The organism is Kocuria sp. (assembly GCF_030536815.1).
GTDB lineage: Bacteria > Actinomycetota > Actinomycetes > Actinomycetales > Micrococcaceae > Kocuria > Kocuria gwangalliensis.
On record NZ_JAUNPE010000006.1, the window covers coordinates 15,986 to 41,965 of the forward strand.

The window sequence follows — 25,980 nt, forward strand, 5'->3', positions numbered from 1 at the left end:
TCGGAAACCGGAGGATTTGCCGTGAATCGCGATGAATTGGAGCGCGGTGATTGCAATGCCGCCCATTCATCAGTTAACTGATGGTTATGCGTGCACTCACATGGCAAGGACTCGGCGACGTCCGAGTTGAATCAGTACCTGATCCCGTCATCCAGCATCCCAAGGATGCGATTGTGCGGGTCACGTCCACAGCGATTTGCGGTTCGGACCTGCATCTCTACGGGGTACTGGGCCCCTATATGTCACCCGGTGATGTGCTCGGTCACGAGTTCATGGGCATCGTGGAAGAGGTGGGGGAAGAGGTCACCAACCTCAAGCCGGGCGATCGAGTGGTGGTTCCCTTCACCATTGGCTGCGGTTCCTGCTGGATGTGCGATCGCGGACTGTATGCGCAGTGCGAGACCACTCAGGTGAAGTCCAAGAACATGGGCTCCATGCTGTTCGGGTTCTCGTCACTGTATGGTTCCGTTCCCGGTGGCCAGGCCGAAATGGTGCGCGTACCGCATGCCGATTTCGGTCCGGTCAAACTTCCCGAGACCCACTCCGACGAGCGTTTCCTCTACCTCAGTGACATCCTTCCCACAGCCTGGCAGGGCGTGAAATGGGCCAATGTGGGCCCGGGTGACACCTTGGCCGTCATTGGTCTGGGACCGGTGGGGCAAATGGCCGTCCGGTCCGCCAAGCAGATGGGCGTAGATCGCATCATCGGCGTGGATCTCGTGGACGAGCGCCTGGAGCTGGCCAAGTCCTGGGGTGTGGAAACAGTGGATCGACGCACCGTCAAGGACGTCGCCGCCACGCTTCAAGAAATGACGGACGGCAGGGGACCGGACGGCGTCGTCGATGCCGTGGGAATGGAAGCCCACGGCAACCCGATCTCGGAAAAGATCGTTGCCGGTGCCGCCCGCCTGCCCAAGAAGTTGGGGCAAGCAGCGTTCGAGAAAGTCGGCATCGACCGGCTCGAGGTGCTACACACCGCGATCAATGCCGTGCGACGGAGCGGCACCGTGTCGTTGTCGGGCGTGTACGGGGGTATGGCGGATCCCATGCCCATGATGACCATGTTCGACAAGGGCATCACCATGCGCATGGGTCAGTGCCACGTGAAGCACTGGACCGATGATCTGCTGGCCATTGCCTCCGAACCCGACGACACCCTGGGCTTGGAGACGTTTGCGACCCACCACGTGTCCCTGGAGGATGCGCCCGAGGCCTACAAGATGTTCCAGGAAAAGAGCGACGGCTGCATCAAGGTGGTACTCAAGCCGTAGTCGGGACCAGTTCCGATGGGCGGTCGGTACGGGCTGGATATCAAGTATCCACTCCGTCCCGGCCGCCTTTTATCATGCCTCGGGAGATACCTCGCGGGGGGTCTCGCGGATGTTCGGAAGCGAGGGCTAGTGTTGGACCATGGCAACACTGAGTTGGGTTAGTTCTTCTCCGCGTAGGACCGTGGATCTGGCCATTCGTGGGTACCAGCGCTATCTCTCTCCGCGCAAAGGATTTAACTGCGCGTATCTCGTTGCTCGAGGCGAGCAGTCCTGCTCCGCTGTGATCCGGAACATCATTGCCGAGCGCGGGTTGCTGCGCGGCGTTGTTCCGACCATGCTCCAGTTCGCGGCGTGTTATCAAGCAGCCATGATGCTTGGCGCGGACCGCCCCCGGGTGAACGGTGTCTGCTGCTGCGGAGGCATCCCCATCCCGATCCGGTTCTAGACCCGTCCCGGGCCCGCCCGGCTCGCTGCCACTGACCGTCTGAACGAGCCGTCTACATAAAGCAAAAAACGAGGTCCCCGTGCCGGATCACATTACTGATCAAGCACGGGGACCTCGTTGATTCGGGGTGAACGACGGGGGTTGAACCCGCGACCTCCTGGACCACAACCAGGCGCTCTGCCAACTGAGCTACGCCCACCATGTAACCCGTCACGAGGTGTAACACCTGCGCGGGCAACGACGACCACTATAGCGCAAAGTTTGCGTTAACTCCGCATCGGGCGCGCGGGGCCGTGGAGGGGCGTCAGAAGTTGCCGGAGCGGGTGCGGGACGCGTTGATCAAGGCCGCGACCTTGCGGGCGTCGTCGGAGCTGGGGCCCGGCTCCGCGGCGAACAGGATCTGCCGGTAGTAGCGCAGTTCATCAATGGAATCTTCGATGTCGCCCAGGGCTCGGTGGTTGCCGGTCTTCTCCGGAGCTTGGAAGTAGGCCCGGGGGAACCAGCGGCGCGCGAGCTCCTTGATGGTGGACACGTCGATCACGCGATAGTGCAGGTGATCCACCAGGTTGGGCATGTCGCGTGTGAGAAAGGTCTTGTCCGTCCCCACGGAATTACCGCCCAGGGGTGCCTTCCGGGGCTCGGGAACCCATTCCTTGATGTACTCGAGGACCTGGGCCTCGGCCTCTTCCATCCCCAGACCCTGGGCCAACTCGGGCAACAGCCCGGATGTCACGTGCATGTTCCGCACGAAGTCGTTCATCTGCACCAGTGCGGCGTCGGAGGGTTTGACGACAACGTCCACGCCGTTGCCTAGGACATTCAGATCATCGTCCGTCACGAGAGCGGCCACCTCGATCAAGGCGTCGTCGGACAGGGACAGTCCTGTCATCTCGCAGTCGATCCATACGATTCTCTGATTAGAAATAGACACGTCCTCTAACTTACCGCGCCCGGGGCCCCGGGCGCGTGCGCCCCGCGCATCGCGATAGGATTCAGGCCGACGCCGTTGCCGGGCCTTTCGCGGATTCGCTCGCACGGCGGCGTCGTAGGGTGAGAGACATTATCGGGCGACGGGGAATCTGGAGGCAACGCGGTGCAGAGCAACCCCAAGGCTGCCGGCCACGCCGAATCCACCCCGCATCCGGGCACCGTACTGGCCACCCGACAAGGTTCCGCCTACACCTCACAGTCACCGCTGCGCACCGTGATCATGGGCACCATTGGCTCGATCATGGTGCTGGTGGGTTCGCTGGGGGTGGGGTGGCTTGCAAGTATCTCCCCCCTGCGGCAGAACCCGCCCATCATTTGGATGCGATACGAGACCGGCGGTGTGGTGCTGTCCATCTTACTGCTGGCCGTCGGCAGCATGATCCTGGTCCGCGAATGGTTGAGACTCGGTCAGAAGCTCAAGGCATGGGGTCCGGGAACGGGCACGTGGGTGCTGGCCGCCATCACGGCGTGGTCCGCGCCCATGCTCTTCACCGTGCCGCTGTTCAGCCGCGATGTGTACTCCTACATCGGACAGGGCCGGGTGATGCAGAGTGGTCTCAATCCCTACGAGCACGGCGTCTCCACGATCGAGAACTTTTTCCAGCTGGGAGCCGACCAGCTCTGGGCGGAATCCCCGCCACCCTACGGACCCGTGTTCCTGTGGCTTGAACAGTTGGTGGTCATGATCACCAATTCCAGCCCGGACGCCTCCGTTTTACTGTTCCGAGCCATGTGCGTGGTCTCCGTGATCGCGTGCATGTGGGTGATTCCGCGGCTGGCCCGACTGCACGGCGTCAACCCCGCCCGAGCCCTCTGGCTGTCGGTGGCCAATCCGCTGTTCCTCACCAATTTCATAGCGGCCGTGCACAACGATGCAATCATGGTGGCCCTCGCACTCTTCGGGATTTACGCGGCGGCCATCCAGCGCAACTGGAAGGGCGGTCTGATCGGCGCCACCCTGGTGACGCTGTCCATTGGCATCAAACCCATTACGTTGGTGTTCCTGCCCTTCATCGGATTGCTGTGGGCCGGCCGCGGTGCCTCGTGGCCGCGTCGATTTCTGATCTGGTTCCTCACCCTCGCGTACTCATTGGTGCTGCTGGGGATCATGGGATTGATCAACGGATTCGGCTTCGGGTGGGTCGCGGCCATGACCACGCCCGGTAGCGTGTTCATTTGGTATGCGCCCATTGGTTTGATCGGATTCCTGGCCATGATCGTGGGGGATTCCCTCACGTCCAACGGCCGGGTCTGGATGGATGTCGTGCACACCATGGGCACGGTCTTGTCCGCGCTGATCGTGCTGGCGCTGATGTTCGTGGGTAGGGACGCCAGAATTTTTCGCCGCCTCGCGTGGGCCTTTACAGCGCTCGTGCTGTTGGCCCCCATGATCCAGGCCTGGTACGTGGTGTGGTTGATCCCGCTGTTCGCGATCACGGGCATCCGAAGCGACTGGCAGATCGATGCGCTCTTCTTCCTCACGGCGTTCTTCACGGTCTATGCCGTGGCCGACCAGCTCGACGTGTTCCCCTACCTCGACCTGAGCTTGATTGCCGCGCGGGTGATATCGGCGATCGTCTCGCTGACATTCGGGGTGTATCTCTGGTTCTTCGACCCGGCGACCAGACGTTTGTTCCGCCCCCGTTATCGTGCGGACAAGCGCACCACGATCATGTAGCTGGTTCGCCACTGTCGACGGCGCCTCGGTGCCTCCGCACGCGCCCCGGCGCCCGCGCGGCGTCGTCGATCCAGGCCACGTGACCGAATCCGGCCATGAGAAAGGGCCCCGACCAACTCACGTTGGTCGGGGCCCTCAGGCTCACCGTGGAGACAGCGAATCACACACCGTAGTAGAGCTCGAACTCCAGCGGGTGGGGTACCAGGGAGAGCGGCTTGAGCTCGTTCTCCCGCTTGTACTCGATCCAGGTCTCAATGAGGTCCTCGGTGAACACATCGCCGGCGAGCAGGAACTCGTGGTCCTCCTCGAGTGCCTGCAAGGCTTCCTCCAGGTTGCCCGGGGCCTTCTTGATGTCCTTGGCCTCCTCCGGGGGAAGCTCGTACAGATCCTTGTCAATCGGATCTGCGGGCTCAATGCGGTTGCGGATGCCGTCCAGGCCGGCCATCAGCTGAGCGGCGAAGGCCAGGTACGGGTTGCAGGAGGGGTCCGGGGCGCGGAACTCGAGGCGCTTGGCCTTGGGGTTGGTGCCCGTGATGGGGATCCGGATACCGGCGGAGCGGTTGCCCTGCGAGTACACCATGTTGACCGGCGCCTCGTAGCCCTTGACCAGGCGACGGTAGGAGTTGACCGTGGGGTTGGTGAACGCCAGCACCGCCGAGGAGTGCTCCAGCAGACCGCCGATGTACCAGCGAGCCACATCGGACAGACCCGCGTAGCCCTTCTCGTCGTAGAACAGGGGCTCGCCGCCCTTCCACAGGGACTGGTGACAGTGCATACCGGAGCCGTTGTCATTAAACACCGGCTTGGGCATGAACGTGACGGTCTTGCCGAACATGTCCGCGGTGTTCTTGATGACGTACTTGAACTTCAGCAGGTCGTCCGCGGCGGCCGTCAGGGTGGAGAAACGGTAGTTGATCTCGGCCTGGCCGGCGGCGCCCACCTCGTGGTGGGAGCGCTCCACGATCAAACCGACGTCGTCCAGGGCTACGCACATGGCGTCGCGCAGGTCGGCCTGCTTGTCCACGGGGGAGACCGGGAAGTAACCACCCTTGGTGTGGGTTTTGTTGGCCAGGTTGCCGCCCTCTTCCTTGCGGCCGGAATTCCAGGGAGCCTCTTCAGAGTCAATCTTGTAGAAGGTGCTCTCCGGGGAAACCTGGAAGCGAGCGTCGTCGAACACGAAGAACTCGGCCTCGGAGGCGAAATTCGCGGTATCCGCAATGCCGGTGGAGTTCAGGTAGGCCTCGGCGCGTTCGGCCACGCCGCGGGGGTCGCGGTGGTAGGGCTCACCGGTGCGCGGGTTCACGATGGAGCAGGTGACCACCAGGGTCTTCTCCACGCGGTAGGGGTCCACGAAGATTGAGGTGGGGTCCGGAATCAGCTGCATGTCCGATTCAGCAATACCCTGGAAGCCTCGGATGGAGGAACCGTCGAACAACTGCCCGTCGGTGAAGAAATCGTTGTCCACCGACTTGGCGGGCAGGTTGAAGTGCTGCTGCACGCCCGGCATGTCGGTGAATCGGAGGTCGACGAAAACGACGTCCTCATCCTTGATGTAGGCGAGGACTTCCTCGGCTGACTGGAACATGGACCTGTTCTCCTTCTGTATGGGCGTCCCGATCAGCGACAGCGACACTCCTGGAAGTGACCACCGCGCTCGGTTCTGATGTCCATCCTAAGAACCTGGCGTTGCCCGTCCGTGACACCAATGTTTCGGCCGTGTAACACATGCCATGTGGACGCTGGAACACGGCCGACCTGATATCCCGCACAACACCGACCGGTCGGTACCCCATCAGTTTACTTGCCGTGGCCCAAGGAACTCCTGAAGGGCGGATAGGCTGAGAGCATGATTTCACGGCAGGATCTGGGTTCTTGGCTCGAGGGTGGCCCCTCACGCACTCATCAGTATCCGGGGGAGCGCCTGGGGCGCCCCATGGAGGGCCCGGCCTCCGTGGCACGATTCGTTCCCCGATTTGTCGGGCTGTGCATTGACTGGCTCCTGGCCATGGTCCTCGCCACTGTGTTCCTGGCCCAGTGGAACCAGAACGGGCTCATGAACCTTGCGGTGCTGTTCGTGCTCAATGTGCTCATGGTCGGAGCTTTCGGCCGCACCATGGGCCACTGGCTCATGGGACTGCAGGTACAGACACTGAATGGCCGCCCTGCCGGTTTCGGCAAAGCGGCCATTCGATCGTTGTTGCTGTGCTTGGTGATCCCCCCGGTCATCTACGACCAGGACCAGCGCGGACTCCATGATCGGGCCGTGGGAACCATTCTGGTGAGGGTCCGCTGATCACCCAACGCTGAAGGATCAGCGCCCGCGCATCGCCTTGCGATCCGGGCGGGCTTTCATGGGATCAACGCCCTTGGGAATCGGCAAGCGGTTCTGCAGGGTGTTCAGCCGCTTGTACACCACGTGGACTTCCTGCTTGGTCAGGGTCTTGTCCAGCTTCTTCACGTGCTTGGCCAGTTTGCTCAGCGGAACCTGGTTCTCGCCGTTACCGGACTTGATCACGTGAATCGGTACGTTCTGGATCACGGGGCCGATGCGGCGGCGTTCCTTCTTGACCAACTTGTCCACACGATTCACGGGGCCTTCGGTCACGAACACCACGCCGGGGCGACCCACCATGCGGAACAGCAGGTCCTTGGACTTGGGATCCATGGCGGCCGGTTCTTCCTCGATGATCCAACCGCGCTTCAGGGTGGACAGAGCCGCGCCGGCGGCACCGGGCTGACCCTCGATGCGCGCGAACGCGGCTCGTTCGGCTCGCCTCGACAGCAGGATCACGGCGGCGAGAACGCCGAACGGAATGCCGATGAGCAACCACGTGAGCCAGTTGCCGAGCAGCACACCGATGAGCAGGAACACCAGCAGCACACCAAGACCCAGCAGGATCATCCAGAGCAGGATGTTCGGCTCCCGCTCCTTGGTCATCTGGAAGACTTGCTTCATCTGGGCGAAGATGCCCGGGCCCTTCGCCGCTTTACGTTTGCGCTTGTCCTCGCGCTTACGTTCGCGCTCGGCCGCGCGGGCAGTGGATGAGGTGCTAGGTGACACGTTTGTTCCTCGCGATTGCTGGTAGGGGATTGCGGCCATTCTAACCGCTGGCGCGCTCGTACGAGGCGATCGCGGGCCGCGCAGGGCACAGAACGACGACGCCGCCCGGCCGGGCGGCGTCGTCGTGGCGACAAGAATCTGCTAGCTCAGGCGGGCGACCAGGGAGGACGCCTCCTGGCTGGCGGAGCCCGAATCGTCGATGTGGGAGAGGTGCTCGGGGATCTCGCGACCCATCTTCTTCATGGCGCGGGCCCACAATTTACCGGCGCGGTAGGAGGAACGGACCATGGGCCCGGCCATCACACCCAGAAAACCGATTTCCTCGGCTTGCTGGGACAGGTCCACGAACTGCTGCGGGGTGACCCAGCGGTCAATGGGGTGGAAGGTGGGGCCCGGGCGTAGGTACTGGGTGAGGGTGATGATGTCGCAGCCGGCGTCATGCAGATCGCACAAGGCCTCGTAGACTTCCTCGTTGGTCTCGCCCATGCCCAGGATCAGGTTGGACTTCACGATCATCCCGTTCTCCTTGCCCTGGGTCAGGACCTCCAGGGAACGCTCGTAGGAGAACGCGGGGCGGATCTGCTTGAAGATGCGGGGCACGGTCTCCAGATTGTGCGCGAAAACCTCGGGCTGAGCGTCGATGACCTGCTGAACGGCGTCGGGCTGGCCCTTGAAGTCGGGGATCAGGATTTCAACACCGGTGGAGGGGTTGAGCTCGTGGATCGCGCGAATGGTCTCCGCGTTGAGCCACGCGCCGCCGTCCAGGAGATCATCACGGGCCACGGACGTCACGGTGGCGTAGCGCAGGTTCAGGTCGCGGACGGACTCTGCCACCTTGCGGGGCTCGGAGACGTCCAACATGCCGGGCTTACCGGTGGCGATGTCGCAGAAATCGCAACGACGGGTGCACGTGTCGCCGCCGATGAGGAACGTGGCTTCGCGGTCCTCCCAGCACTCATAGATGTTGGGACAACCGGCTTCCTCACACACCGTGTGCAGGCCGCGGCCGCGGGCCATGGTCTTGAGTTCTTGGAACTGCGGACCCATCTTCGCGGTGTTCTTGAGCCAGTTGGGCTTCTTCTCGATCGGAACAGATGCGTTGCGCTGTTCAACGCGCAGCAGCTTGCGGCCTTCGGGCGCGATGGTCATACGTACTCCTCGCTTGTGGCGCTTGGTTGTGCCTGACTCTGTGGCGCAGGCAAGTCACTGATCTCCACCTTAGGAGACCAGAGAGTCCAGGGTCAGGGGTGTTGCGGGTGAGTCGGGTTCAAAGGGCAGGCACAGGTCCGATTCCCGGGCCGCCAGCTCATGCTCCATGCGTTCCACAACATCAGCGGGGTTGATCTGATTCCCCGTCTCCTGGCTGATGGAGGTCACGCCGGCGTCCGTGATGCCGCACGGGATGATCTTGCCGAACGGGCGCAGATCGTTGGAACAGTTCAGGGCGAATCCGTGCATCGTCACTCGTTTGGAGACCTGCACGCCGATGGCAGAGATCTTCCGGTCCGGGCCGCGCTCATCGGATGGCACCCAGGCCCCGGATCTGCCCTCCACAGTGGTGGCTTCCACGCCGAAATCCTTGACCACGGCAATGATGATTTCCTCCAGCACACGCACCACCTTGACCACGTCCAGGGGGACGGGCAGGCGCATGATGGGGTACCCCACGAGCATTCCGGGGCCGTGATAGGTGAGTTTCCCACCGCGGCCGATCGGAACCACTTCCGTGCCGTCCCACGGATATTCGTGCTTCTCGGTGCGGCGGCCGGCGGTGTAAACGGGGTTGTGCTCGAGCAACAGCACGGTGTTACCGCGCTCACCGGCCACGATCTGGTCGTGAACCTCTTGCTGCAGGCGCAGGCAGGAACGGTAGTCCACGAAATCCGGGTCGAAACCAACGCGCTCGAAGTGCAAAGCCATGCGGTCAGTTTATCCCGTGAGTCTGCCTGTGGATAACGGGAGCGGGAGGGGGCACTTTCGGTGCACAGTGGGCACATGAGCGCACCAGAGAAGCGAACACGGGCCCAGCAGCGTGTTGTGGCGGCGCAGCAGCCGCGACGACAACAGTCCGTGCCGTCACCCTCGGTTCCCCGGGGGCGCACGGGGGAACCCGAGCACACCGTTGAGAGCGAAGCGGAAGCTCACGATCATGCGGCTGCTCAGACCGAGGGATTGGAGCTGGCGGGCCGCCTGGGTTCCGGCCGCGGAACACGTAGCTGGCTGGCCAAGGAAGAGCAGAGCCGGGAGAAGTTCACGGTCACGTTCGCCACGGGTACGTCGGCACAGGAACGCGGCGCACAGCAGCGGGCCATGGTCAGGGTGGCCGAATACTGGGTCGGTGTGGCGGATCCGCACCTCGTAGCGGTCCGTGGCACGATCGGCCAGGGCGAGACCGCGCAGGCGCTGGTGACCGAGCATACGGAGGGGAACTCCCTGGCACGCAGGATCGTTGAGGACGGTCGGGTTCCCCCGGCCGAGCTCTCGCCAATCCTTGCCGCCGCGGCCAGGGGGCTGGCCACGTTGCACGACCACGGTTGGGTGCACGGGACCATGAGTCCGCACCGCATCCTTCTGGGGCCGGAGGGGCAGGTGCGGATCGACGGGTACGGGTTACCGGACACATCCGGGCCAACCGAGCCGGGTGAAACGGCGCAGCCCGTGACGGCGGCGTCCTGGGGCCACGACGACAGGCCGGAAATGCTGGATCGGGCCATTGCCCGGTCACCCGCCGATGACGTCAAAGCTCTGGCCACGCTGGCGTGGTTGGCACTCACCGGAAGGTCACCGGGCTCGGATTCCCACCGAGTGCCACTGACACTTGTCTGCCCCGCAGCTCCCAGGGGTCTGGTGTTGATGCTGGAGGCAGCACTGAATGATGACTCGACCACGCGACCCACCGCCCATGAGTTTGCCACCGGGATCGCGGCGATCCCCGCAGTCAAGGTGCCGTCCACATCCGTTCGTCCGCAGCCGCCGGACATCATTCGGGCCGACGGCACGGAAGTGAAACTGGGGCGCACCATGCTTCCGAGGCTGCGCCGCGGATCGACCGTCGCTGCGGCACCCCATGGCCGGTCGCGGCGACACCCGTTGCTTCTCGCTTGCGCGGCCACCGCGCTTGTCGCCTGTGCCTGGTTCGCACTACCTGGAGTCATTGGAACCGGCGGTTCGCCCGTTGCCGGCGAGCCACAGGTGGCCGGGTCAGAGGAATCGGATATCAGTACACCGGGGGAATCGCGGGTGGGGCCTGCCCCGGAGGTCGAGACCACGGCGCCGTCGGCAACGGCGACCGAACCCGGGCAGGACACGACACGGGCGGCCGAGCACGCCGCGCGAGCTCTCGTGACCTCCCGGGCAGAAGCGCTGGCCGCCGGGGATCAGAAGGCACTGGAGGCGGTGTACGTGCCCGGGTCGAGATTGCAGAAAAGTGACCAGTCAACCATTGCCCACGCCGCGGAACAGGATGTGGGTTCCAGCGGCTACACGGCCCTGTCCGGGCTGAGCATGAAGGTGGAGCGCATTGAAGCCCTCACCACCGCACCCGGGGAGCACGGGAAACCGGCCGAGAACTCGCATGCCGGTGGTGCGCACACTTTTTATACGGAGATCCTGACCCGTGGTTGGCACGGGGAAATTCCGGAGGGCGCACACGTGGAGCGCGAGAACGCCACCGTGCGACAAACCGCGCATCTCACCGTGACCCGCACGGACGAGGGATGGCGCATCGTGGACGTGACACCGGTCGCAAGACAGAGCCGCTGAGGGCCCCCGTGCCCCCGGGTACCGTCGCCTCATTGACGGGTGTCACCCCATGACAAGAGCCCCGCCGCGCACGAGGCGCTGCGGGGCTCGACATGAGGTTCTAGAGCTGCGGGATCACCAGAAGACGGCCACGGCTGCGTTGATCACTGCCATGCCGCCGACGGCGTGGGCGAGACCGGTCGAGACGGGTTCGCCGCGCTGGGTCTTGCGCATCCCGATAAACGCGGCCACGGCCACGATCAACAAAATGACCAGCTTGACCCCGATCTTCAGGTGGTTGACCTCGAAACCCTCTTGCATTTCGCGCAGGGCCACCATGGCCAACCCGCTCAGGAGCATGACGATTGCGGCCCAGAACTGGCCCACGGTCACGGTGGGGCGCTTCATTGTGAAGATCCAGGTGCCGATGATGACGGCCAGTCCGAGGAAGTGCAGAAACAACATGAGGCTGAAGAGAAAGTCCATGCTTCGACCCTATCCGAGCCCCGCACGCAAAACCGCCGGGATGCGCTCTGGGTGATCCAGAACACATCCCGGCGGCAAAAAATCAACCCTTCGGTTGACCGCTGCGGGTCAGTCGCAGCCCGTTACAGACCGACCTCGGACTCGAAGTGACCTTCTTCCAAACGCTTCTTCATGGTGGAGAGGAAGCGACCGGCATCCGCGCCGTCGACCAGGCGGTGGTCATAGGTGAGCGACAGGTAGCACATGTGACGGATAGCAATGGTGTCGTTGCCGTCGGCGTCGGTGATGACCATGGGGCGCTTCACAATGGTGCCCGTACCCAGGATGCCGACCTGCGGCTGGTTGATGATGGGCGTGTCGAACAGGGCCCCGAAGGAACCGATGTTCGTGATTGTGAACGTGCCACCGGTCAGCTGATCCGGGGAAATGGAACCGTCCTTGGCGGCGGCACCCAGCTCCGCGATCTGCTTGGACAGGCCACCCAGGTTCAGGTCGCCGGCGTTCTTGATGACCGGAACCAGCAGACCACGCGGGGTGTCAACGGCGATCGCAATGTCCTCGGAGCCGTTGTACACGATCTCCTTCTCGGACTCCTTGAACGTGGCGTTGAGGACCGGGTGGGCCTGCAGGGCCTCGGCCACCGCCTTGGCGAAGAACGGCAAGAAGGTCAGCTTGGCGCCTTCGCGCTTCTGGAACTGATCCTTGGCCCTGGATCGCAGCTGAGCCACGCGGGTCATGTCCACCTCGGTGACCTGGGTCAGCTGAGCAGACACGTCCAGTGACTCGCGCATGCGCTTGGCAATGGTCATACGGATGCGGGGAGCCTTCTCGGTGGTACCCCGCTTGGCGTCCGCGGCCGGAGCTGCGGACTTCTCCTTGGTGCCACCGGCCACGGCCGGTGCCATGTCCACCGACTGGTCCTTGGACTCGGAGGCCTTCGAGGATTCCTCGGCGGCAGCCAGCACATCCTGCTTACGGATACGGCCACCCACCCCGGTACCCGTGAGAGTGGAGAGATCCACGTTCTTCTCACGGGCCAGCTTGCGTACCAACGGAGTGACATAGCCCGCAGCCTCGGAGGGGCCCGAGGTCGACTTGGGCTTCTCGGACGAAGAATCGCTCTTCTTGGGCGCGGACGTGGACTCTTCCTTGGCCGGCTCCCGCTGGGGTTCTTCCTTCTTGGCGGGTGCCTTCTGCTCGGCAGCTTCTTCGGTGTTCTCACCGGAATCGGCTTCGGTAGCGGCGTCCTCGATCTGCTCGCCGGTGGCGCCCTCGGAGGAGCTCGTCGAGGAGTCGTCGGAGCCGGAGTCACCGGAGGAGGCGTCGGATTCGTCGCCGACGATGGCCAGGACCTGGCCGACCTCGGCGTCCTCGTCTTCCTGGACCTTGATCTCCAGCAGGGTGCCGGCCACGGGGGAAGGCACCTCGGTGTCGACCTTGTCGGTGGAGACCTCCAACAGGGGTTCGTCGACCTCGATCTGCTCGCCGACTTCCTTGAGCCAGCGGGTCACGGTGCCTTCGGTGACGGATTCACCCAGTGCGGGGAGGGTGACCTCCACGGAGTTGCCCGAAGACTTCTTGGTGTCGGCCTTCGGGGCTTCCTTGGGCTCTGCCTTCTGCTCGGCAGCTTCTTCGGTGTTCTCACCGGAATCGGCTTCGGTAGCGGCGTCCTCGATCTGCTCGTCGGAGGAATCATCGGAGCCGGAGTCGCCGGAACCGGAGCCGTCACCGATGACGACCAGCGGTGCGCCCACCTCGACGTCCTCGTCCTCGTCAACCAGAATTTTCTCGATGACACCCGCGACGGGGGAGGGAACCTCGGTGTCGACCTTGTCGGTGGAAACTTCGACTAAGGGTTCGTCAACGGCTACCTCGTCGCCAACTTCCTTGAGCCAACGAGTAACGGTGCCCTCGGTGACTGATTCGCCCAGTGCGGGCAGGTTAACGGTTTCAGACATTGCCTTGTCCGTCCCTCTCTAAACGTAGAAATGCTCTCAAGTTGTCAGGGCGGGTGAGCGCCCCTGTGGTGGGCCAACCATCGATGCCCGCCGGGGTGGCGGGCATCGACTCGACATCAACCATGCAGCGGGGCTCCGGCCAATGCCATGGCAGCTTCACCGATGGCCTCGTTTTGGGTGGGGTGGGCGTGGATGAACGCGGCGACGTCCTCCGGGTAAGCCTCCCAGTTGACCATGAGCTGACCTTCACCGATCTGCTCACTGATGCGTGTGCCAATGGCGTGGAATCCGACAATGGGACCGTCCTTCTCGCGCACGAGCTTGATGATGCCGCCCGTGCCGAGGATGGAGCTCTTACCGTTGCCGGCCAGATTGTATTCGAAGGTCTCCACGTTGTCCTTACCGAACTTCTCCTCGGCCTTGGGCTGGGAATAGCCCACGGAGGCGATTTCGGGTTCGGTGAAGGTGACCTTGGGAATGTTGATGTCCTCGACGATCACGGGGCTCAGACCGGCGATCTCCTCGGCCACGAAACGACCCTGCTGGTAACCGCGGTGCGCCAGTTGAACGCCGGGAACAATGTCCCCGATGGCGTAGATGTTGCCGACACCGGTGTGCAGACGCTCATTGGGAGTCACGAAGCCGCGATCCATGGGGATGCCCTGATCCTCGAAGCCCATGTTGTCGGTGTTGGGGCCGCGGCCGACCGCCACGAGAACGATGTCCGCTTCGAATTCCTTGCCGTCCGCCAGCGTGACCTTGGCGCCGTCGTCGTTTTGTTCGACCTTGTCGAAGAACGTACCCAGGTTGTACTTGATGCCGCGCTTCTTGAACTCGCGCTCGGCGACCTTGATGATGGCGGGATCTTCGTTGGCGACCAGATGGGGCAGCCCCTCGATCACGGTGACATCCACGCCGAAGGAACGCCACATGGACGCGAATTCACAACCGATCACGCCGCCGCCCAACACAATCGCGGACTTGGGCACGAAGTCGATCTCGAGGGCCTCGGTCGAGGTCATCACACGACCGCCGATCTCGATGCCCAGGGTCTTGGCGTAGGAACCGGTGGCCAGGATGATGTGCTCACCGGTGTACGTGGTGCCGTTGGCTTCAATGGTGTTGGGTCCGGTCAGTTTGCCTTCGCCGGCAATGACCTCGATCTTGCGCATCTTCATAAGACCGGTGAGGCCCTTGAATTTGCCCTGCACGATCTTGTTCTTGTAGTCGCGCACCGCACCCATGTCGATGGATTCCAAGGTGGCCTTGATGCCGTACTTCTCCGACTCACGGGTACCCTCGGCCAATTCGGCGGAATGCAGGTACGCCTTGGTGGGGATGCAACCCCAGTGCAGACACGTACCGCCCAGCTTCTCCTTTTCGAACAATGCCACGGAGTAACCCAGCTGAACTGCGCGCAATGCTGCTGCGTATCCGGCGGATCCACCGCCCAGGACGAGAATGTCGTATTGGTTGTCGGCCACGTTGGCTCCCTCGGGGTTCGAGTGTATTGACGTTGCTAGCGGTCTGGCCGTACCGATCTGCGGTCCGTTCAGACACTGAGATGTTTTGTCCCCACCTTATCGCCACGCCCAGGGTCTCACCAGGTATTGCTGGCTCCTGAGACCCCGATGCGTGGCGTGTGTGGTGGGGGGGATCATTTCCCTACGACGCGTAGTTCTCGGCCACGCTCAACAGGGTGCGAACACCGAAGCCGGTTCCCTCCTTGGGTGTGTAGCCCCAGGGGGAGCCCTCGTTGAACGATGGGCCGGCAATGTCCACGTGGGCCCACGGGACGCGGTTTCCCTTGATTTCCGGCACGAACTCGCGCAGGAACAAGCCCGCGACCAGCATGCCCCCGAACTTGTCGCCCATGTTCTTGATGTCGGCCACGTTGGAGTTCAAGGATGCTCGCAGGTGCTCGGGCAACGGCATGGCCCAGGACGCTTCGCCAACAGCGGAAGCGGCCTCGGTCACCATGTCGCGCGCCGCCTCATCGCCCATGACGGCGGCGGTGCGGTTGCCGAGTGCGACCATCTGGGCTCCCGTGAGGGTCGCGATGTCCACCAGCAGGTCCGGATCCTCCTGCCCCGCGGCCCACAGGCCGTCGGCCAGCACCAGGCGCCCTTCGGCATCGGTGTTGAGCACTTCCACGGTGTGACCGGAATGCATGGTCAGCACGTCTCCGGGGCGGGTTGCGGTGGCGGAGGGCAGGTTCTCCGCCAAGCACAGCCAACCGGTCACGGCCACGGGCAGCTTCAACTCGGCCGCGGCCATCACGGTGGCGAGCACGGCTGCGGCTCCGGCCATGTCCGACTTCATCGTCATCATTGACGCGGGGGGCTTCAACGACAGTCCCCCCGAATCGAAGGTGATGCCCTTACCGACGAACGCTACGTGGCGCTTGGCTTTCGCGGGGGCCCATTCGAGCTTGACGAGGCGGGGGCCGTTCACCGACCCCTGGCCGACACCGAGCAACCCGCCGAAATTGCCTCGGGCGAGTTCCTTCTCGGCCAGCACGGTGACCTTGACCTTGCTGCCCCCGGCGGCGGCGACCGCGTAGTCGGCCACGAATTCCGGATTGGCGGTGTCCGGGGACAGGTCGACCAGATTGCGCGCGGTGCGTACGGCCTTGATCACGTGCGCGGCACGCTCCACGGCCGCGTGGGATTGCTTGGCCAGGTCCTTGGCCACGCACACGGTGGCCGAGTCGACGGGGGCCGATTGCTTGTCCAGGGTATGGACCTTCTGCGCCGTGTAGCTGAAGGCGCCCATTCCCAGGCCTTCCGCGACGGCCTGAACCTCGGTCACGGACGTGGCGGGGAGGGCCACGACGACGCTCGTGGCCTTGCCTGCCAACTGGCGAACGGCGGCGCCGGCGGCCCGGCGCAGGGACTCCGCGTGAGCGGCGTCGTCGTTGGGGGTGGAGGTTGCACCCAGGCCCGTGAAGGCGACCAGTCGTGCCGACACGTTGGAGGGGGCCGGGATCACGGTGACGGAATCCGCTGAACCGGAGGCGCCGGCGAGTTCGGCGAGCTCGGACAGTGCGCGGCTCAGTTTGGCACTCGCGGAGGGGCCAAGGTTGACGGAGGTACCCGGGGACTCCACGCCCACGATGAGGGCGTCCGCGGTGATCGCTGCCGGCGACTTGGCACTGACGGCCAATCTCAGATCGCTGATATTCACAATGTCCTGCACGGTGGTCACGATGGTGTCCTTTCGTTCGGAAACACTGGCACAAGCCCACGCCAGGAGGATCGCAACGTGGGGACCGTCACCGATCTTATCCGGACGGGTAGTTCCGCAGTACGCTGCGGGAATACCGGCGGGTCACACCGGCGTTGAAGTCAGTGATGTCAGGCGCGGCGATTCCCTTGCCGGAGTCGCCCCACTATTTTCTGCAGGAGGTCGATGTGCTGGATCCAACGGCGCTGTACCTGAGTGACCCCGCGTTGCTGGGGGATGGGCGACTGCGCGGATTGCCCATGATCGTGGCGCTGTCCGGATACGTGGAGGCGGGCCACCTGGCCGGGCAAATCGAAGCCGTGGTCATGGATTCCATGCCCAGTGAAACCCTGGCCCAGTTCGACCTGGACCAGCTCTACGACTACCGATCCCGCCGCCCGCACGTGAAATTCGTGGAGGACCACTTCGAGGAGTGGGACGCACCGGAATTGACCCTGCGCGTGGTCACGGACGGCCTGGGTCGTCATTTCCTGCTCCTCACCGGACCCGAACCCGACACTCAGTGGGAACGCTTCACCCAGGCCGTGGTCGGTCTGGCGCAGCGCCTGGATGTGAGCCTCGTGGCATTGGTGAGCGGCATTCCCATGCCCGTTCCCCACACCCGCCCCATGCTGGTCACCGCACACGGCCCGCGCGCGGACCTGCTGCCGAGCACGGGCGGTAACAAGCCGACCTTTGAAATCAGCGCCTCCGTCTCGCACCTGCTGGAATTGCGGTTGCAGGACGGTGGTATTGATCACGTGGGCCTGTCGGTGCACGTACCGCAGTACCTGGCGGAGTCGTATTTGCCGCAGGCCGCCGTGGCCGCCCTGGAGCACTTGAGCGCGGTCACGGGTCGCACCTTGCCCACCGACGAGCTGCGCGAGGCATCCCGCGGGGTGATTCAGCAGATCAACGAACAGGCCAACGGGTCCCCGGAAATCCAGTCCGTCATCGAGAACATGGAACGGCGATACGATGACGTGGTCGATGCGTCAGCGCATCGGTCCATTCTGGCTGGTCCTGACCACGACGATCTGCCCGACGCCGACGAACTCGGAGCCGCAGCGGAGGCTTTCCTCGCGTCTCAGGACGAGCAGGACCATTGATCTCGCGGCCCCCGCAGTAACCGGGCCGCGTTCTCCACCGCGATCCAAGGACTTCGAACATGCCACACCCTCCCATGTCTTCACCCCGTAATCGGGGGAAGGATTCGCGAGCGGCGTGGATTGTGTTCGCGGTGGGGATCTTCGCCTACTTCTCCGCGGTGGCCCAGCGCACCAGCTTTGGTGTGGCATCCGTCGAAGCGGCGGATCGTTTCCAGACCGTAGCGGCGGGTCTGTCCATGTTCTCCATGATGCAGGTGCTGGTTTACGCTGCGCTCCAAGTTCCCGTGGGTGTTCTGGTAGATCGTTTCGGGCCGCGCGTCCTGATCAGCGCCGGTGCTGTGTGCATGGTGCTGGGTCAGCTGCAACTCGCCGCGGCGGAATCGGTCACCGCCGGTGTGATCGGGAGGATCCTCGTGGGCGCCGGTGATGCCGCCACGTTCGTGTGCGTCATGCGTTTGCTACCCGCGTGGTTCTCCGCCATGCGCGTCCCCATGCTGTCCCAGGTGGTCGGCATGACCGGCAACCTGGGGCAGTTGTTCTCCGTCATTCCCTTCGCGGCACTGCTCCACGCGGCCGGCTGGGTCCCGGCATTCATCACCTTGGCCTCGTTGGCGTTGTTGTCCGGCGTGCTGTCCGCGGCCCTGCTTCGGAGCGCGCCGCCGGGGGTCAATGTTCTCAATGACTCCATTTCTTTCGCGACCGTGGGTGCCACCATTAAGGAATCACTGCGGGAACCGGGTACGCAATTGGGTTTCTGGGTGCACTTCGCGGTGCAGTTCGTGGGCAACACCTTTGCCCTGATGTGGGCCTACCCCTACCTGCAGAACGCGCAGGGGCTGGACGCCACACAGGCCTCCTCGGTCATGACGGCCTTCGTGTTGGTCAACGTGGGGGTCAGCCTGGGCGTGGGTAAGCTCAGCGCGGTTTTCGCCCGGCACCGCTCCGCGCTCGCCCTGAGTTTCTGCGCGGTGATTTACGGCGGTTGGGCGCTCATGTTGTTGTGGCCCGGTGAGGCCCCCACCGCCGTGGTGTTCATCGCGGTGGGCATGCTCGCGCTGTCCTATCCGGCGTCCATGCTCGCCTTCGACATCGTGCGCAGCTTCAACCCGCCCCGTCGTGGCGGTACCGCCACCGGCCTCGCCAATGTGGGTGGGTTCATTGCGTCGTTGGCGGCCATTTACCTCACGGGCTTGGTACTGGACCTGCAGTTCGCGGCCGGGGTCTCACCGACTCTTTACGACGCCGAGGCATTCCGTCCCGCGATTGCCGCGCAGGGACTCGTGGCCGCGGTGGGCATCATCGCGGTGCTCGTCTGCACCAGGAAGGTGCGTAAGGTGCACGGCCCGCAGTCGATTTGAGCGCGACGCGTTCGAGTTGGTTGCGCGGGGCACGGCATACGGGCTCCACAGGTCCCCTTCCATAAGTTTTCGAGGCCGCGGACCCCACATTTCGACGCCGCCGCGGGGCGAGTTGCGCCCGCCGCGCGGATCGTGGGGGCATGACCCTCCTCAATGATCCTCAAGAGCCCGTCAAGATCCGCTGCGACGAAGACCTCCTGGCGCTGATCCCGCATCAACTGGGGTACGAGCCGCGTAATTGTGCCGTTCTCTTCATCCCCGTCGCCAGCGGGGGTGCGCTGTGCCTGAAGCTGCCCACTCCCAACGGGAGCGAGGATCTTGCGGAGTACGCACAGCAACTGACCGAGGTCACCGCGACCACGGGCCACGTCCATCAAGCAACGGTTGTGGTGTATTCGGATGCGGCCGTGGTCCCGCAACCGGAGGCGGATTTCTTCCGCGCCGCGTGGCTCGGGTTGGCCGTCGAGGATTCGGGGATGCGCACCACCGGTGGTTTCGTCGTGGGTCCCGAGCACTGGTGGAACCTCCAACGATTCGACGAGCCACAACCACGGAGCGGTATCAAGGACAGCCAGCTCAATGCCCACATGGTGACACTGGGCAGCTGTTTCCATCAGCTGACCCCGGAGCAACCGGGGCGGGTGCCGGACGCACTGAGACATCGATCCTCCGGGTTTCTCGCCGCACTGGGTCGGCTGACCGAGGGCCCGGATGTCAGGCCGACCGAGGACGAGGTCCCCGAAGACTTCGGGGCCGTGACCGGCGGCACCCAGCACGAATGGGTGGACGACGAGGTGCGCTATGAGTTCCGGGCGCCGGCCTGCTACGAACGGGATCTCAGACGCTGGCAGGATGCCGTCGCGGCGCTGAATTCCGGAGGCGGCGACTGGCCCATTGCGTTGTCGAGCCTTACCGATCAGCATCTCGCCGGGCTTGTGATCTCTTTGAATCACAGCATCACCCGTGACGCGATCTTCTACTCCTGGTTGACCGGGGACCAGGACAGGGCGATCCGAGCTCACAAAGGATTGCAAGCGTCCTTACGGGACGTTTTGTCACTTCCGGTGCCGGCCACCGAGTGCCGCGCTGCGGCTGAAGACATCGCCGAGGGGCTGTGCTGCGCCCATGCGGTGCTGGGGCAGTGGGAATCCGTTCCTGACTGGGCCACCGTGGAGGCCGCGTACCGGATCCTCGAGGGACTGGACCTGATGCTGACTCACGGGTTGGAAGCGGCCGGGGCCCCTCGGGGGCGAGACAGCCGATGCGTCGAGGGTCACGCGGATGTGGTCTCGGCACGCGCCCAAGTGGAGGTGTACAGAGGCCGTGCCTTCACCGCCATGGGGCTGTTGGATCGCAGTACCGCGATAGCCGAGGATCGGGAGGCAGCCAGGACCGTGCGCCGTCGCCTGGACCTCCAGGACATCCCGTGGTGGAGCACCGACCCCCGGACGGCTTGGCCCGGAGACCGTTGGTGGGCCAAGCGCACTGCCGCCCGCCACGCTCACGAAAATTAATGAAGAAGAACCGGGAACAAAACCGGGGGCATGTATGTTGGCTCAACTAGGACCCTTCTCGTCCGGGCGGCAGCAATGCCGGGAAACCGGGCTTGACAGGGTCATAGGCGCGTTCACCACACATGGTGACAATGCACCTCGCGACCGGTTCAACGAAAGGTTCTCAGTGTCACCTGCTGCAAGCAAGACCGCGAACGAGTCCACGGTCTCTGAGGAGTCAACGGACTCCGCACAGAAGACCACTCAGGCCAGCACCGGCCGGGCGAGTACCAGCGGTGCGGCGAAGAAGACCACGGCGGCCAAGAAAACCGCCGCGAAAAAGACCACGGCCGCGAGGAAGACGACCGCGGCCAAAAAGACCACCGCCGCGAAGTCCACCGCTGCCAAGACCCCGGCGACCAAGTCGACCGCGGCGAAGAGCACGGCCACCAAGGTCGCTGCGGCCAAGGCCGCTCACACCGAGGACACCGTTGAGGTCGAGGAGGCGGAGGCAACTCCCGCCAAGACCACGCGCACCCGCAAGCCGGCCACCAAGACCACCGGCACCGCCCGTAAGCCGAAGACTGCCACGGCAACCGCAACGGGTCGGGGCCGTAAGAAGACCGCCGACGCTTCCGGGACCGCCGAGGCAGACGAAGAACTGCTCGCCAATCACGATGAAGCGATCGAGGACGAGCGGGATTCGGACGAAGCAGAATCGGCGCAGGCCAGCCCGGAAGAGTCCGCACCCCGCATGAAGGGCCGCGAGGACAAGACCGCCCGCGGGTTCGTGCTCACCAGCAACGACGAGGACGATGCCCCCGCACAGCAGGTCATTGCCGCCGGTGCCACCGCGGACCCCGTCAAGGATTACCTCAAGCAGATCGGTAAGGTCGCACTGCTCAACGCGGAGCAAGAGGTTGATCTTGCACTGCGCATCGAGGCGGGCCTGTTCGCCGAACATAAATTCGCGGACGAGCAGGAGTCCATGGACGCCGAGACCCGCCGAGCCTATCGCTGGGTGATTCACGACGGCCGACGCGCCAAGAATCACCTGCTGGAAGCCAACCTGCGTTTGGTGGTTTCCCTCGCCAAGCGCTACACCGGCCGCGGCATGCTGTTCCTGGACCTGATTCAGGAAGGCAACCTGGGTTTGATCCGCGCCGTCGAGAAATTCGACTACACCAAGGGCTTCAAGTTCTCCACGTACGCGACGTGGTGGATCCGTCAGGCCATCACCCGCGCCATGGCGGACCAGGCCCGCACCATTCGTATCCCGGTGCACATGGTCGAGGTCATCAACAAGCTGGCTCGCGTGCAGCGCCAAATGCTCCAGGACCTGGGTCGCGAACCCACCCCGGAGGAACTCGCCAATGAGCTGGACATGACCCCTGAAAAGGTCGTGGAGGTTCAGAAGTACGGCCGCGAGCCCATTTCATTGCACACCCCGCTCGGTGAGGACGGTGATTCTGAGTTCGGCGATCTCATCGAGGACTCCGAGGCCGTGGTTCCCGCGGATGCCGTGTCCTTCACCCTGCTCCAGGAGCAGTTGCACTCCGTGCTGGACACCCTGTCCGAACGTGAAGCCGGTGTCGTGGCCATGCGTTTCGGTCTGACCGACGGTCAGCCCAAGACCCTGGACGAGATCGGCAAGGTCTACGGGGTCACTCGTGAGCGGATTCGCCAGATAGAGTCCAAGACCATGTCCAAACTCCGCCACCCGTCGCGCTCGCAGGTGCTGCGGGACTACCTGGACTGATCCGGTACGCCATGGTGAATCAGGAGTACTCCATGACGTCCCAGGACGGTCGTGTCCAGAGCATGTTCAACCGGGTGAACCGCAGTTACGACCGGGTCAACGCGCTCATGACCATGGGCCGGCACGCACAGTGGTGCCGAGAGGTGGCCAAGCGCGCGGACCTGGCCGTGACCGGGCGGCTGCTGGACATCGCGACCGGCACGGGCGAAATCGCCCTGGCCGCGCGGCGTCGTTACCCCGGCGCGGAAATCTACGGTGTGGACTTCTCCGAGAACATGCTTGCGGAAGCGCGTCGGAAGCCCGGTGCCGAAAACATCGAGTGGGAGTTCGCGGATGCCCATCAGTTGCGCTTCGAGGACGAATCCTTTGATGCCGTGACTCACGGATACCTGCTCCGAAACGTCAGTGACGTGGAGCGGGTGCTCCGGGAGCAGTACCGGGTGTTGAAACCGGGCGGCCGCGTGGTGGTGCTGGAGACCTCGCCCCCGCGCGGACTCCTCAAGCTGGTGCTGTCCGCCGGGATGAGCGTGGTCCTCCCGCTGCTGGGTCAGCTCATCGCCAAGGATCGCGAGGCTTACACCTACCTCAAGAGTTCCACCCTCGGATTCATGACGCCGGACGAGGTCGCCCGGGTCATGGAGCGCGTGGGATTCCGCGGGGTCGACTGGTCCACCAAGTACTTCGGCACGAACGTGATCATGTGGGGTCACAAACCCTGATCCGGAGTCCGGCAGGGGATAGCGAAAGACCGGGGCACGCACCGTACGGTGCGTGCCCCGGTCTTGCTTCAACCGTGGGAAACCTCAGGAGGCTCCCAGGTGCTCCGTTTCGTCCTGCCAAGTGGCAGCCAGCGGGCGCAGCTTGCCCTCGTTCTTGCGCGCGTGGTGCGCGCAGAAGAGCAGTTGACCGCCGGTGCTTTCGAGGACCACGCGGACGTATGCCTGGGCGCCGCAGGCGTCACAGCGGTGGGTCGCGTTGAGTTCACGCGTCTCGAGTGTCGCGTTCATGAGATCCTCCTTACGGATACAGGGTCTGTAATCCCACCTCGCGGTGCAATCACGGTGCGCAGTTGATTCCGGAAACCAACACTGCAGCACGTATCAATAGAACCAAAGGTAGACCCGATTACTTCCCCGGGAACAGTGGTTTCGCCCACCGCGCACAATGTCGGTGCCGCGGTCTAAAGTGGGGGAGTCCCACCCGCGCCCTCAAGCCAGACACTCGGGAGATTCAGCACCGTGACACCCACTCGTTCCGAATACAATGCCCGGCACCTTTCCGTTCTGGAGGGCCTGGAAGCGGTGCGCAAGCGCCCGGGTATGTACATCGGTTCCACCGACTCCCGCGGGCTCATGCACTGCATGTGGGAAATCATCGACAACTCGGTGGACGAGGCGCTGGCGGGTTACGGGCAGAACATCACCGTGATCCTGCACAAGGACGGTTGCGTGGAGGTCCACGATGACGGCCGCGGTATCCCCATTGACAAGGAACCCCGCACAGGTCTCACGGGTGTCGAGGTGGTGTTCACCAAACTGCATGCCGGCGGTAAGTTCGGCGGCGGTTCCTACACCGCCTCGGGCGGTCTGCACGGTGTGGGTGCCTCGGTGGTCAATGCCTTGTCCTCGCGTCTGGACGTGCAAGTGGATCGCGGTGGCAAGACCTATCAAATGTCCTTCAAACGCGGTGAGCCAGGTATTTTCACGGACAAGGGTGCGCCGTCACCGAATGCTCCGTTCGAGGCGTTCACGGACAACTCCGAACTCAAGATCGCGGGTAAGGCCAAGCGCGGAGTCACGGGCACGCGGATCCGGTACTGGGCCGACGAACAGATTTTCACCCCGGACGCCAAGTTCTCCACGGAGGAGCTGGTGCGCCGTGCACGCCAAACCGCGTTCCTGATCCCGGGGCTACAGATCACTGTCCGTGATGAACGGCTTCTCGCCGGAACACCGGGGGAAAACGGGCCTCACACGGAGGTGTTCCAGTACGACGGCGGTATCTCCGAATTCGCCGAGTTCCTCGCCATTGACGCGCCGGTCACCGATGTGTGGCGGCTGCAGGGCCAGGGCAGCTTCACGGAGCGCGTCCCGGTCCTGGATGACACCGGACGCGCTCAATTGCAGGACGTGGAACGCGTGTGCGAAGTGGATGTCGCACTGAGGTGGGGGGTCGGCTACGACACCACCGTGCGCTCGTTCGTCAACATTATTTCCACGCCCAAGGGTGGTACGCACCTGTCCGGTTTTGAAACGGCACTGCTGAAGACCATCCGTAAACAAGTGGATGCCAACGCGCGCAAACTCAAGGTCGGCAACGACAAACTCGAAAAGGACGACGTCCTGGCGGGCCTCACCGCCGTGCTCACGGTTCGCCTGGCCGAACCGCAGTTCGAGGGTCAAACCAAGGAAGTTCTGGGCACCCCCGCGGTACGTCAGATCGTCTCCAAGGTCGTGGAGTCGCAACTGACCCAGCAGCTGACATCGAAGAAACGCGATGACAAGGCGCAGGTCAGCCAGGTGCTGGACAAAGTGGTAGCGGAAATGAAGTCCCGGATCTCGGCGCGCGTGCACAAGGAGACCCAGCGGCGCAAGAACGCGCTGGAAACTTCGTCCATGCCCACCAAGCTGGTGGAATGCCGCTCCGCGGACGTGAGCCGGTCCGAGTTGTTCATCGTAGAGGGCGATTCCGCCCTGGGCACGGCCCGGTTGGCCCGCAATTCCAACTACCAGGCGTTGCTGCCCATCCGCGGAAAAATTCTCAACGTCCAGAAAGCATCCATCACGGATATGCTCGCCAACACCGAGTGCGCCGCGTTGATTCAGGTGATCGGTGCGGGATCGGGACGCAGTTTCGACGTGGACGCCGCTCGCTACGGCAAGGTCATCATGATGACCGACGCGGATGTGGACGGGGCGCACATCCGCACCCTGCTTCTCACACTCTTTTACCGTTACATGCGCCCGCTCGTTGAGGCCGGGCGCGTTTACGCCGCGGTTCCGCCGCTGCATCGCGTGGAGATCATCAATCCCGGTTCCAAGGCCAACGAGATGGTGTACACGTACTCGGAACGCGAACTCGAAACCCTGCTGGGCAGCCTGGAGGAGCAGGACCGCCGGTACAAGGAACCCATCCAGCGCTACAAGGGCCTGGGCGAGATGGATGCCGATCAATTGGCGGAGACCACCATGGACATCCGGCACCGCGTGCTGCGCCGGGTCAGGGTATCGGACGCCGAGGCCGCCGAACACGCGTTCTCCCTGCTCATGGGGTCCCAGGTGGCTCCGCGCAAGGACTTCATCGTGGCCGGCGCCGCACAGCTGGATCAGGACCGCATCGACGCCTGATCCGGGAGAAAGGCATCAGCGTCGGGGGACAGGAACAACTGTGTCGTGACGTAGCTGCG

General features: G+C 63.8%; 21 protein-coding genes and 1 tRNA gene. 11 read left to right on the forward strand and 11 right to left on the reverse strand.

The window, feature by feature from the left end; translation table 11 throughout:
• Window positions 1-86: 86 nt before the first annotated feature.
• Window positions 87-1,271: a zinc-dependent alcohol dehydrogenase gene (locus tag Q4E95_RS01605; protein ID WP_303381633.1), complete on the forward strand. Its 1,185-nt coding sequence runs from the start codon at window positions 87-89 to the stop codon at window positions 1,269-1,271.
• Window positions 1,272-1,410: 139 nt separating this feature from the next.
• Window positions 1,411-1,716, forward strand: a complete 306-nt coding sequence (gene yidD, locus Q4E95_RS01610; protein WP_303381634.1) for a membrane protein insertion efficiency factor YidD — start codon at window positions 1,411-1,413, stop codon at window positions 1,714-1,716.
• A gap of 126 nt (window positions 1,717-1,842) precedes the next feature.
• On the opposite strand, the gene Q4E95_RS01615 is transcribed toward yidD, so the two are convergent.
• Window positions 1,843-1,915, reverse strand: a tRNA-His gene (locus Q4E95_RS01615).
• Window positions 1,916-2,020: 105 nt separating this feature from the next.
• A complete protein-coding gene (orn, locus tag Q4E95_RS01620) occupies window positions 2,021-2,647 on the reverse strand; it encodes an oligoribonuclease (protein ID WP_303381635.1) in 627 nt (208 codons plus the stop codon).
• Window positions 2,648-2,809: 162 nt separating this feature from the next.
• Between orn and mptB the strand changes: the two genes are divergently transcribed.
• Window positions 2,810-4,384 carry a polyprenol phosphomannose-dependent alpha 1,6 mannosyltransferase MptB gene (gene mptB, locus Q4E95_RS01625; RefSeq protein WP_303381636.1) on the forward strand — a complete coding sequence of 525 codons (1,575 nt, stop codon included), beginning with the start codon at window positions 2,810-2,812 and terminating at the stop codon, window positions 4,382-4,384.
• Between the two features lie 160 nt (window positions 4,385-4,544).
• On the opposite strand, the gene glnA is transcribed toward mptB, so the two are convergent.
• Window positions 4,545-5,969: a type I glutamate--ammonia ligase gene (gene glnA, locus Q4E95_RS01630; RefSeq protein WP_303381637.1), complete on the reverse strand. Its 1,425-nt coding sequence runs from the start codon at window positions 5,967-5,969 to the stop codon at window positions 4,545-4,547.
• A 261-nt stretch (window positions 5,970-6,230) separates the two neighbouring features.
• On the opposite strand from glnA, the gene Q4E95_RS01635 reads away from it, so the two are divergent.
• The gene (locus Q4E95_RS01635; protein ID WP_303381638.1) at window positions 6,231-6,677 is read left to right on the forward strand and encodes an RDD family protein; all 447 of its coding nucleotides are present in this window, start codon (window positions 6,231-6,233) and stop codon (window positions 6,675-6,677) included.
• An 18-nt stretch (window positions 6,678-6,695) separates the two neighbouring features.
• Here Q4E95_RS01635 and Q4E95_RS01640 read toward each other — a convergent pair whose 3' ends face one another.
• The 3 genes from Q4E95_RS01640 to lipB form a co-directional block, all read right to left on the reverse strand.
• On the reverse strand, window positions 6,696-7,445 hold the full coding sequence (locus Q4E95_RS01640; RefSeq protein WP_303381639.1) for a DUF4191 domain-containing protein: 750 nt from the start codon (window positions 7,443-7,445) through the stop codon (window positions 6,696-6,698).
• Between the two features lie 141 nt (window positions 7,446-7,586).
• Window positions 7,587-8,594, reverse strand: coding sequence for a lipoyl synthase (gene lipA, locus Q4E95_RS01645; RefSeq protein WP_303381640.1), 1,008 nt, complete (start codon window positions 8,592-8,594; stop codon window positions 7,587-7,589).
• Between the two features lie 69 nt (window positions 8,595-8,663).
• Entirely contained in the window at window positions 8,664-9,365 is a 702-nt protein-coding gene (lipB, locus tag Q4E95_RS01650) for a lipoyl(octanoyl) transferase LipB (protein WP_303381641.1), read from the reverse strand.
• Between the two features lie 75 nt (window positions 9,366-9,440).
• On the opposite strand from lipB, the gene Q4E95_RS01655 reads away from it, so the two are divergent.
• Window positions 9,441-11,207 (forward strand): protein kinase, encoded by a 1,767-nt coding sequence (locus tag Q4E95_RS01655; RefSeq protein ID WP_303381642.1) that lies wholly within the window; start codon window positions 9,441-9,443, stop codon window positions 11,205-11,207.
• Between the two features lie 114 nt (window positions 11,208-11,321).
• Here the strand turns inward: Q4E95_RS01655 and Q4E95_RS01660 are convergent, their stop codons facing one another.
• The 4 genes from Q4E95_RS01660 to Q4E95_RS01675 form a co-directional block, all read right to left on the reverse strand.
• Window positions 11,322-11,672, reverse strand: coding sequence for a hypothetical protein (locus Q4E95_RS01660; protein WP_303381643.1), 351 nt, complete (start codon window positions 11,670-11,672; stop codon window positions 11,322-11,324).
• 122 nt (window positions 11,673-11,794) lie between these two features.
• Window positions 11,795-13,630 carry a 2-oxoglutarate dehydrogenase, E2 component, dihydrolipoamide succinyltransferase gene (gene sucB, locus Q4E95_RS01665; RefSeq protein WP_303381644.1) on the reverse strand — a complete coding sequence of 612 codons (1,836 nt, stop codon included), beginning with the start codon at window positions 13,628-13,630 and terminating at the stop codon, window positions 11,795-11,797.
• Window positions 13,631-13,746: 116 nt separating this feature from the next.
• Window positions 13,747-15,114 carry a dihydrolipoyl dehydrogenase gene (lpdA, locus tag Q4E95_RS01670; RefSeq protein WP_303381645.1) on the reverse strand — a complete coding sequence of 456 codons (1,368 nt, stop codon included), beginning with the start codon at window positions 15,112-15,114 and terminating at the stop codon, window positions 13,747-13,749.
• 181 nt (window positions 15,115-15,295) lie between these two features.
• A complete protein-coding gene (locus Q4E95_RS01675) occupies window positions 15,296-16,837 on the reverse strand; it encodes a leucyl aminopeptidase (protein ID WP_303381646.1) in 1,542 nt (513 codons plus the stop codon).
• A 206-nt stretch (window positions 16,838-17,043) separates the two neighbouring features.
• Here Q4E95_RS01675 and Q4E95_RS01680 point away from each other — a divergent pair, with 206 nt between their 5' ends.
• From Q4E95_RS01680 to Q4E95_RS01700, 5 genes are all read left to right on the forward strand, one after another.
• The gene (locus Q4E95_RS01680; protein ID WP_303381647.1) at window positions 17,044-17,964 is read left to right on the forward strand and encodes a PAC2 family protein; all 921 of its coding nucleotides are present in this window, start codon (window positions 17,044-17,046) and stop codon (window positions 17,962-17,964) included.
• 59 nt (window positions 17,965-18,023) lie between these two features.
• Window positions 18,024-19,322: a nitrate/nitrite transporter gene (locus Q4E95_RS01685; protein ID WP_303381648.1), complete on the forward strand. Its 1,299-nt coding sequence runs from the start codon at window positions 18,024-18,026 to the stop codon at window positions 19,320-19,322.
• A 140-nt stretch (window positions 19,323-19,462) separates the two neighbouring features.
• Window positions 19,463-20,836, forward strand: coding sequence for a hypothetical protein (locus tag Q4E95_RS01690; protein ID WP_303381649.1), 1,374 nt, complete (start codon window positions 19,463-19,465; stop codon window positions 20,834-20,836).
• Window positions 20,837-21,002: 166 nt separating this feature from the next.
• Window positions 21,003-22,574 carry an RNA polymerase sigma factor gene (locus tag Q4E95_RS01695; protein WP_303381650.1) on the forward strand — a complete coding sequence of 524 codons (1,572 nt, stop codon included), beginning with the start codon at window positions 21,003-21,005 and terminating at the stop codon, window positions 22,572-22,574.
• Between the two features lie 32 nt (window positions 22,575-22,606).
• Window positions 22,607-23,293 carry a ubiquinone/menaquinone biosynthesis methyltransferase gene (locus tag Q4E95_RS01700; protein ID WP_303381651.1) on the forward strand — a complete coding sequence of 229 codons (687 nt, stop codon included), beginning with the start codon at window positions 22,607-22,609 and terminating at the stop codon, window positions 23,291-23,293.
• A gap of 84 nt (window positions 23,294-23,377) precedes the next feature.
• On the opposite strand, the gene Q4E95_RS01705 is transcribed toward Q4E95_RS01700, so the two are convergent.
• Window positions 23,378-23,581, reverse strand: a complete 204-nt coding sequence (locus tag Q4E95_RS01705; protein WP_303381652.1) for a hypothetical protein — start codon at window positions 23,579-23,581, stop codon at window positions 23,378-23,380.
• A 231-nt stretch (window positions 23,582-23,812) separates the two neighbouring features.
• Between Q4E95_RS01705 and Q4E95_RS01710 the strand changes: the two genes are divergently transcribed.
• Window positions 23,813-25,921 carry a type IIA DNA topoisomerase subunit B gene (locus Q4E95_RS01710; protein ID WP_303381653.1) on the forward strand — a complete coding sequence of 703 codons (2,109 nt, stop codon included), beginning with the start codon at window positions 23,813-23,815 and terminating at the stop codon, window positions 25,919-25,921.
• The last annotated feature ends 59 nt before the right edge of the window (window positions 25,922-25,980 follow it).

What these genes read in the sequence shown, in the direction of transcription:
- Q4E95_RS01605 (WP_303381633.1), top strand. Translation starts at nt 87, where the DNA reads ATGCGTGCACTCACATGGCAAGGACTCGGCGACGTCCGAGTTGAATCA.
- yidD (WP_303381634.1), top strand. Translation starts at nt 1,411, where the DNA reads ATGGCAACACTGAGTTGGGTTAGTTCTTCTCCGCGTAGGACCGTGGAT.
- glnA (WP_303381637.1), bottom strand. Translation starts at nt 5,969, where the DNA reads ATGTTCCAGTCAGCCGAGGAAGTCCTCGCCTACATCAAGGATGAGGAC.
- Q4E95_RS01635 (WP_303381638.1), top strand. Translation starts at nt 6,231, where the DNA reads ATGATTTCACGGCAGGATCTGGGTTCTTGGCTCGAGGGTGGCCCCTCA.
- lipA (WP_303381640.1), bottom strand. Translation starts at nt 8,594, where the DNA reads ATGACCATCGCGCCCGAAGGCCGCAAGCTGCTGCGCGTTGAACAGCGC.
- lipB (WP_303381641.1), bottom strand. Translation starts at nt 9,365, where the DNA reads ATGGCTTTGCACTTCGAGCGCGTTGGTTTCGACCCGGATTTCGTGGAC.
- Q4E95_RS01655 (WP_303381642.1), top strand. Translation starts at nt 9,441, where the DNA reads ATGAGCGCACCAGAGAAGCGAACACGGGCCCAGCAGCGTGTTGTGGCG.
- Q4E95_RS01660 (WP_303381643.1), bottom strand. Translation starts at nt 11,672, where the DNA reads ATGGACTTTCTCTTCAGCCTCATGTTGTTTCTGCACTTCCTCGGACTG.
- sucB (WP_303381644.1), bottom strand. Translation starts at nt 13,630, where the DNA reads ATGTCTGAAACCGTTAACCTGCCCGCACTGGGCGAATCAGTCACCGAG.
- Q4E95_RS01685 (WP_303381648.1), top strand. Translation starts at nt 18,024, where the DNA reads ATGCCACACCCTCCCATGTCTTCACCCCGTAATCGGGGGAAGGATTCG.
- Q4E95_RS01690 (WP_303381649.1), top strand. Translation starts at nt 19,463, where the DNA reads ATGACCCTCCTCAATGATCCTCAAGAGCCCGTCAAGATCCGCTGCGAC.
- Q4E95_RS01700 (WP_303381651.1), top strand. Translation starts at nt 22,607, where the DNA reads ATGACGTCCCAGGACGGTCGTGTCCAGAGCATGTTCAACCGGGTGAAC.
- Q4E95_RS01705 (WP_303381652.1), bottom strand. Translation starts at nt 23,581, where the DNA reads ATGAACGCGACACTCGAGACGCGTGAACTCAACGCGACCCACCGCTGT.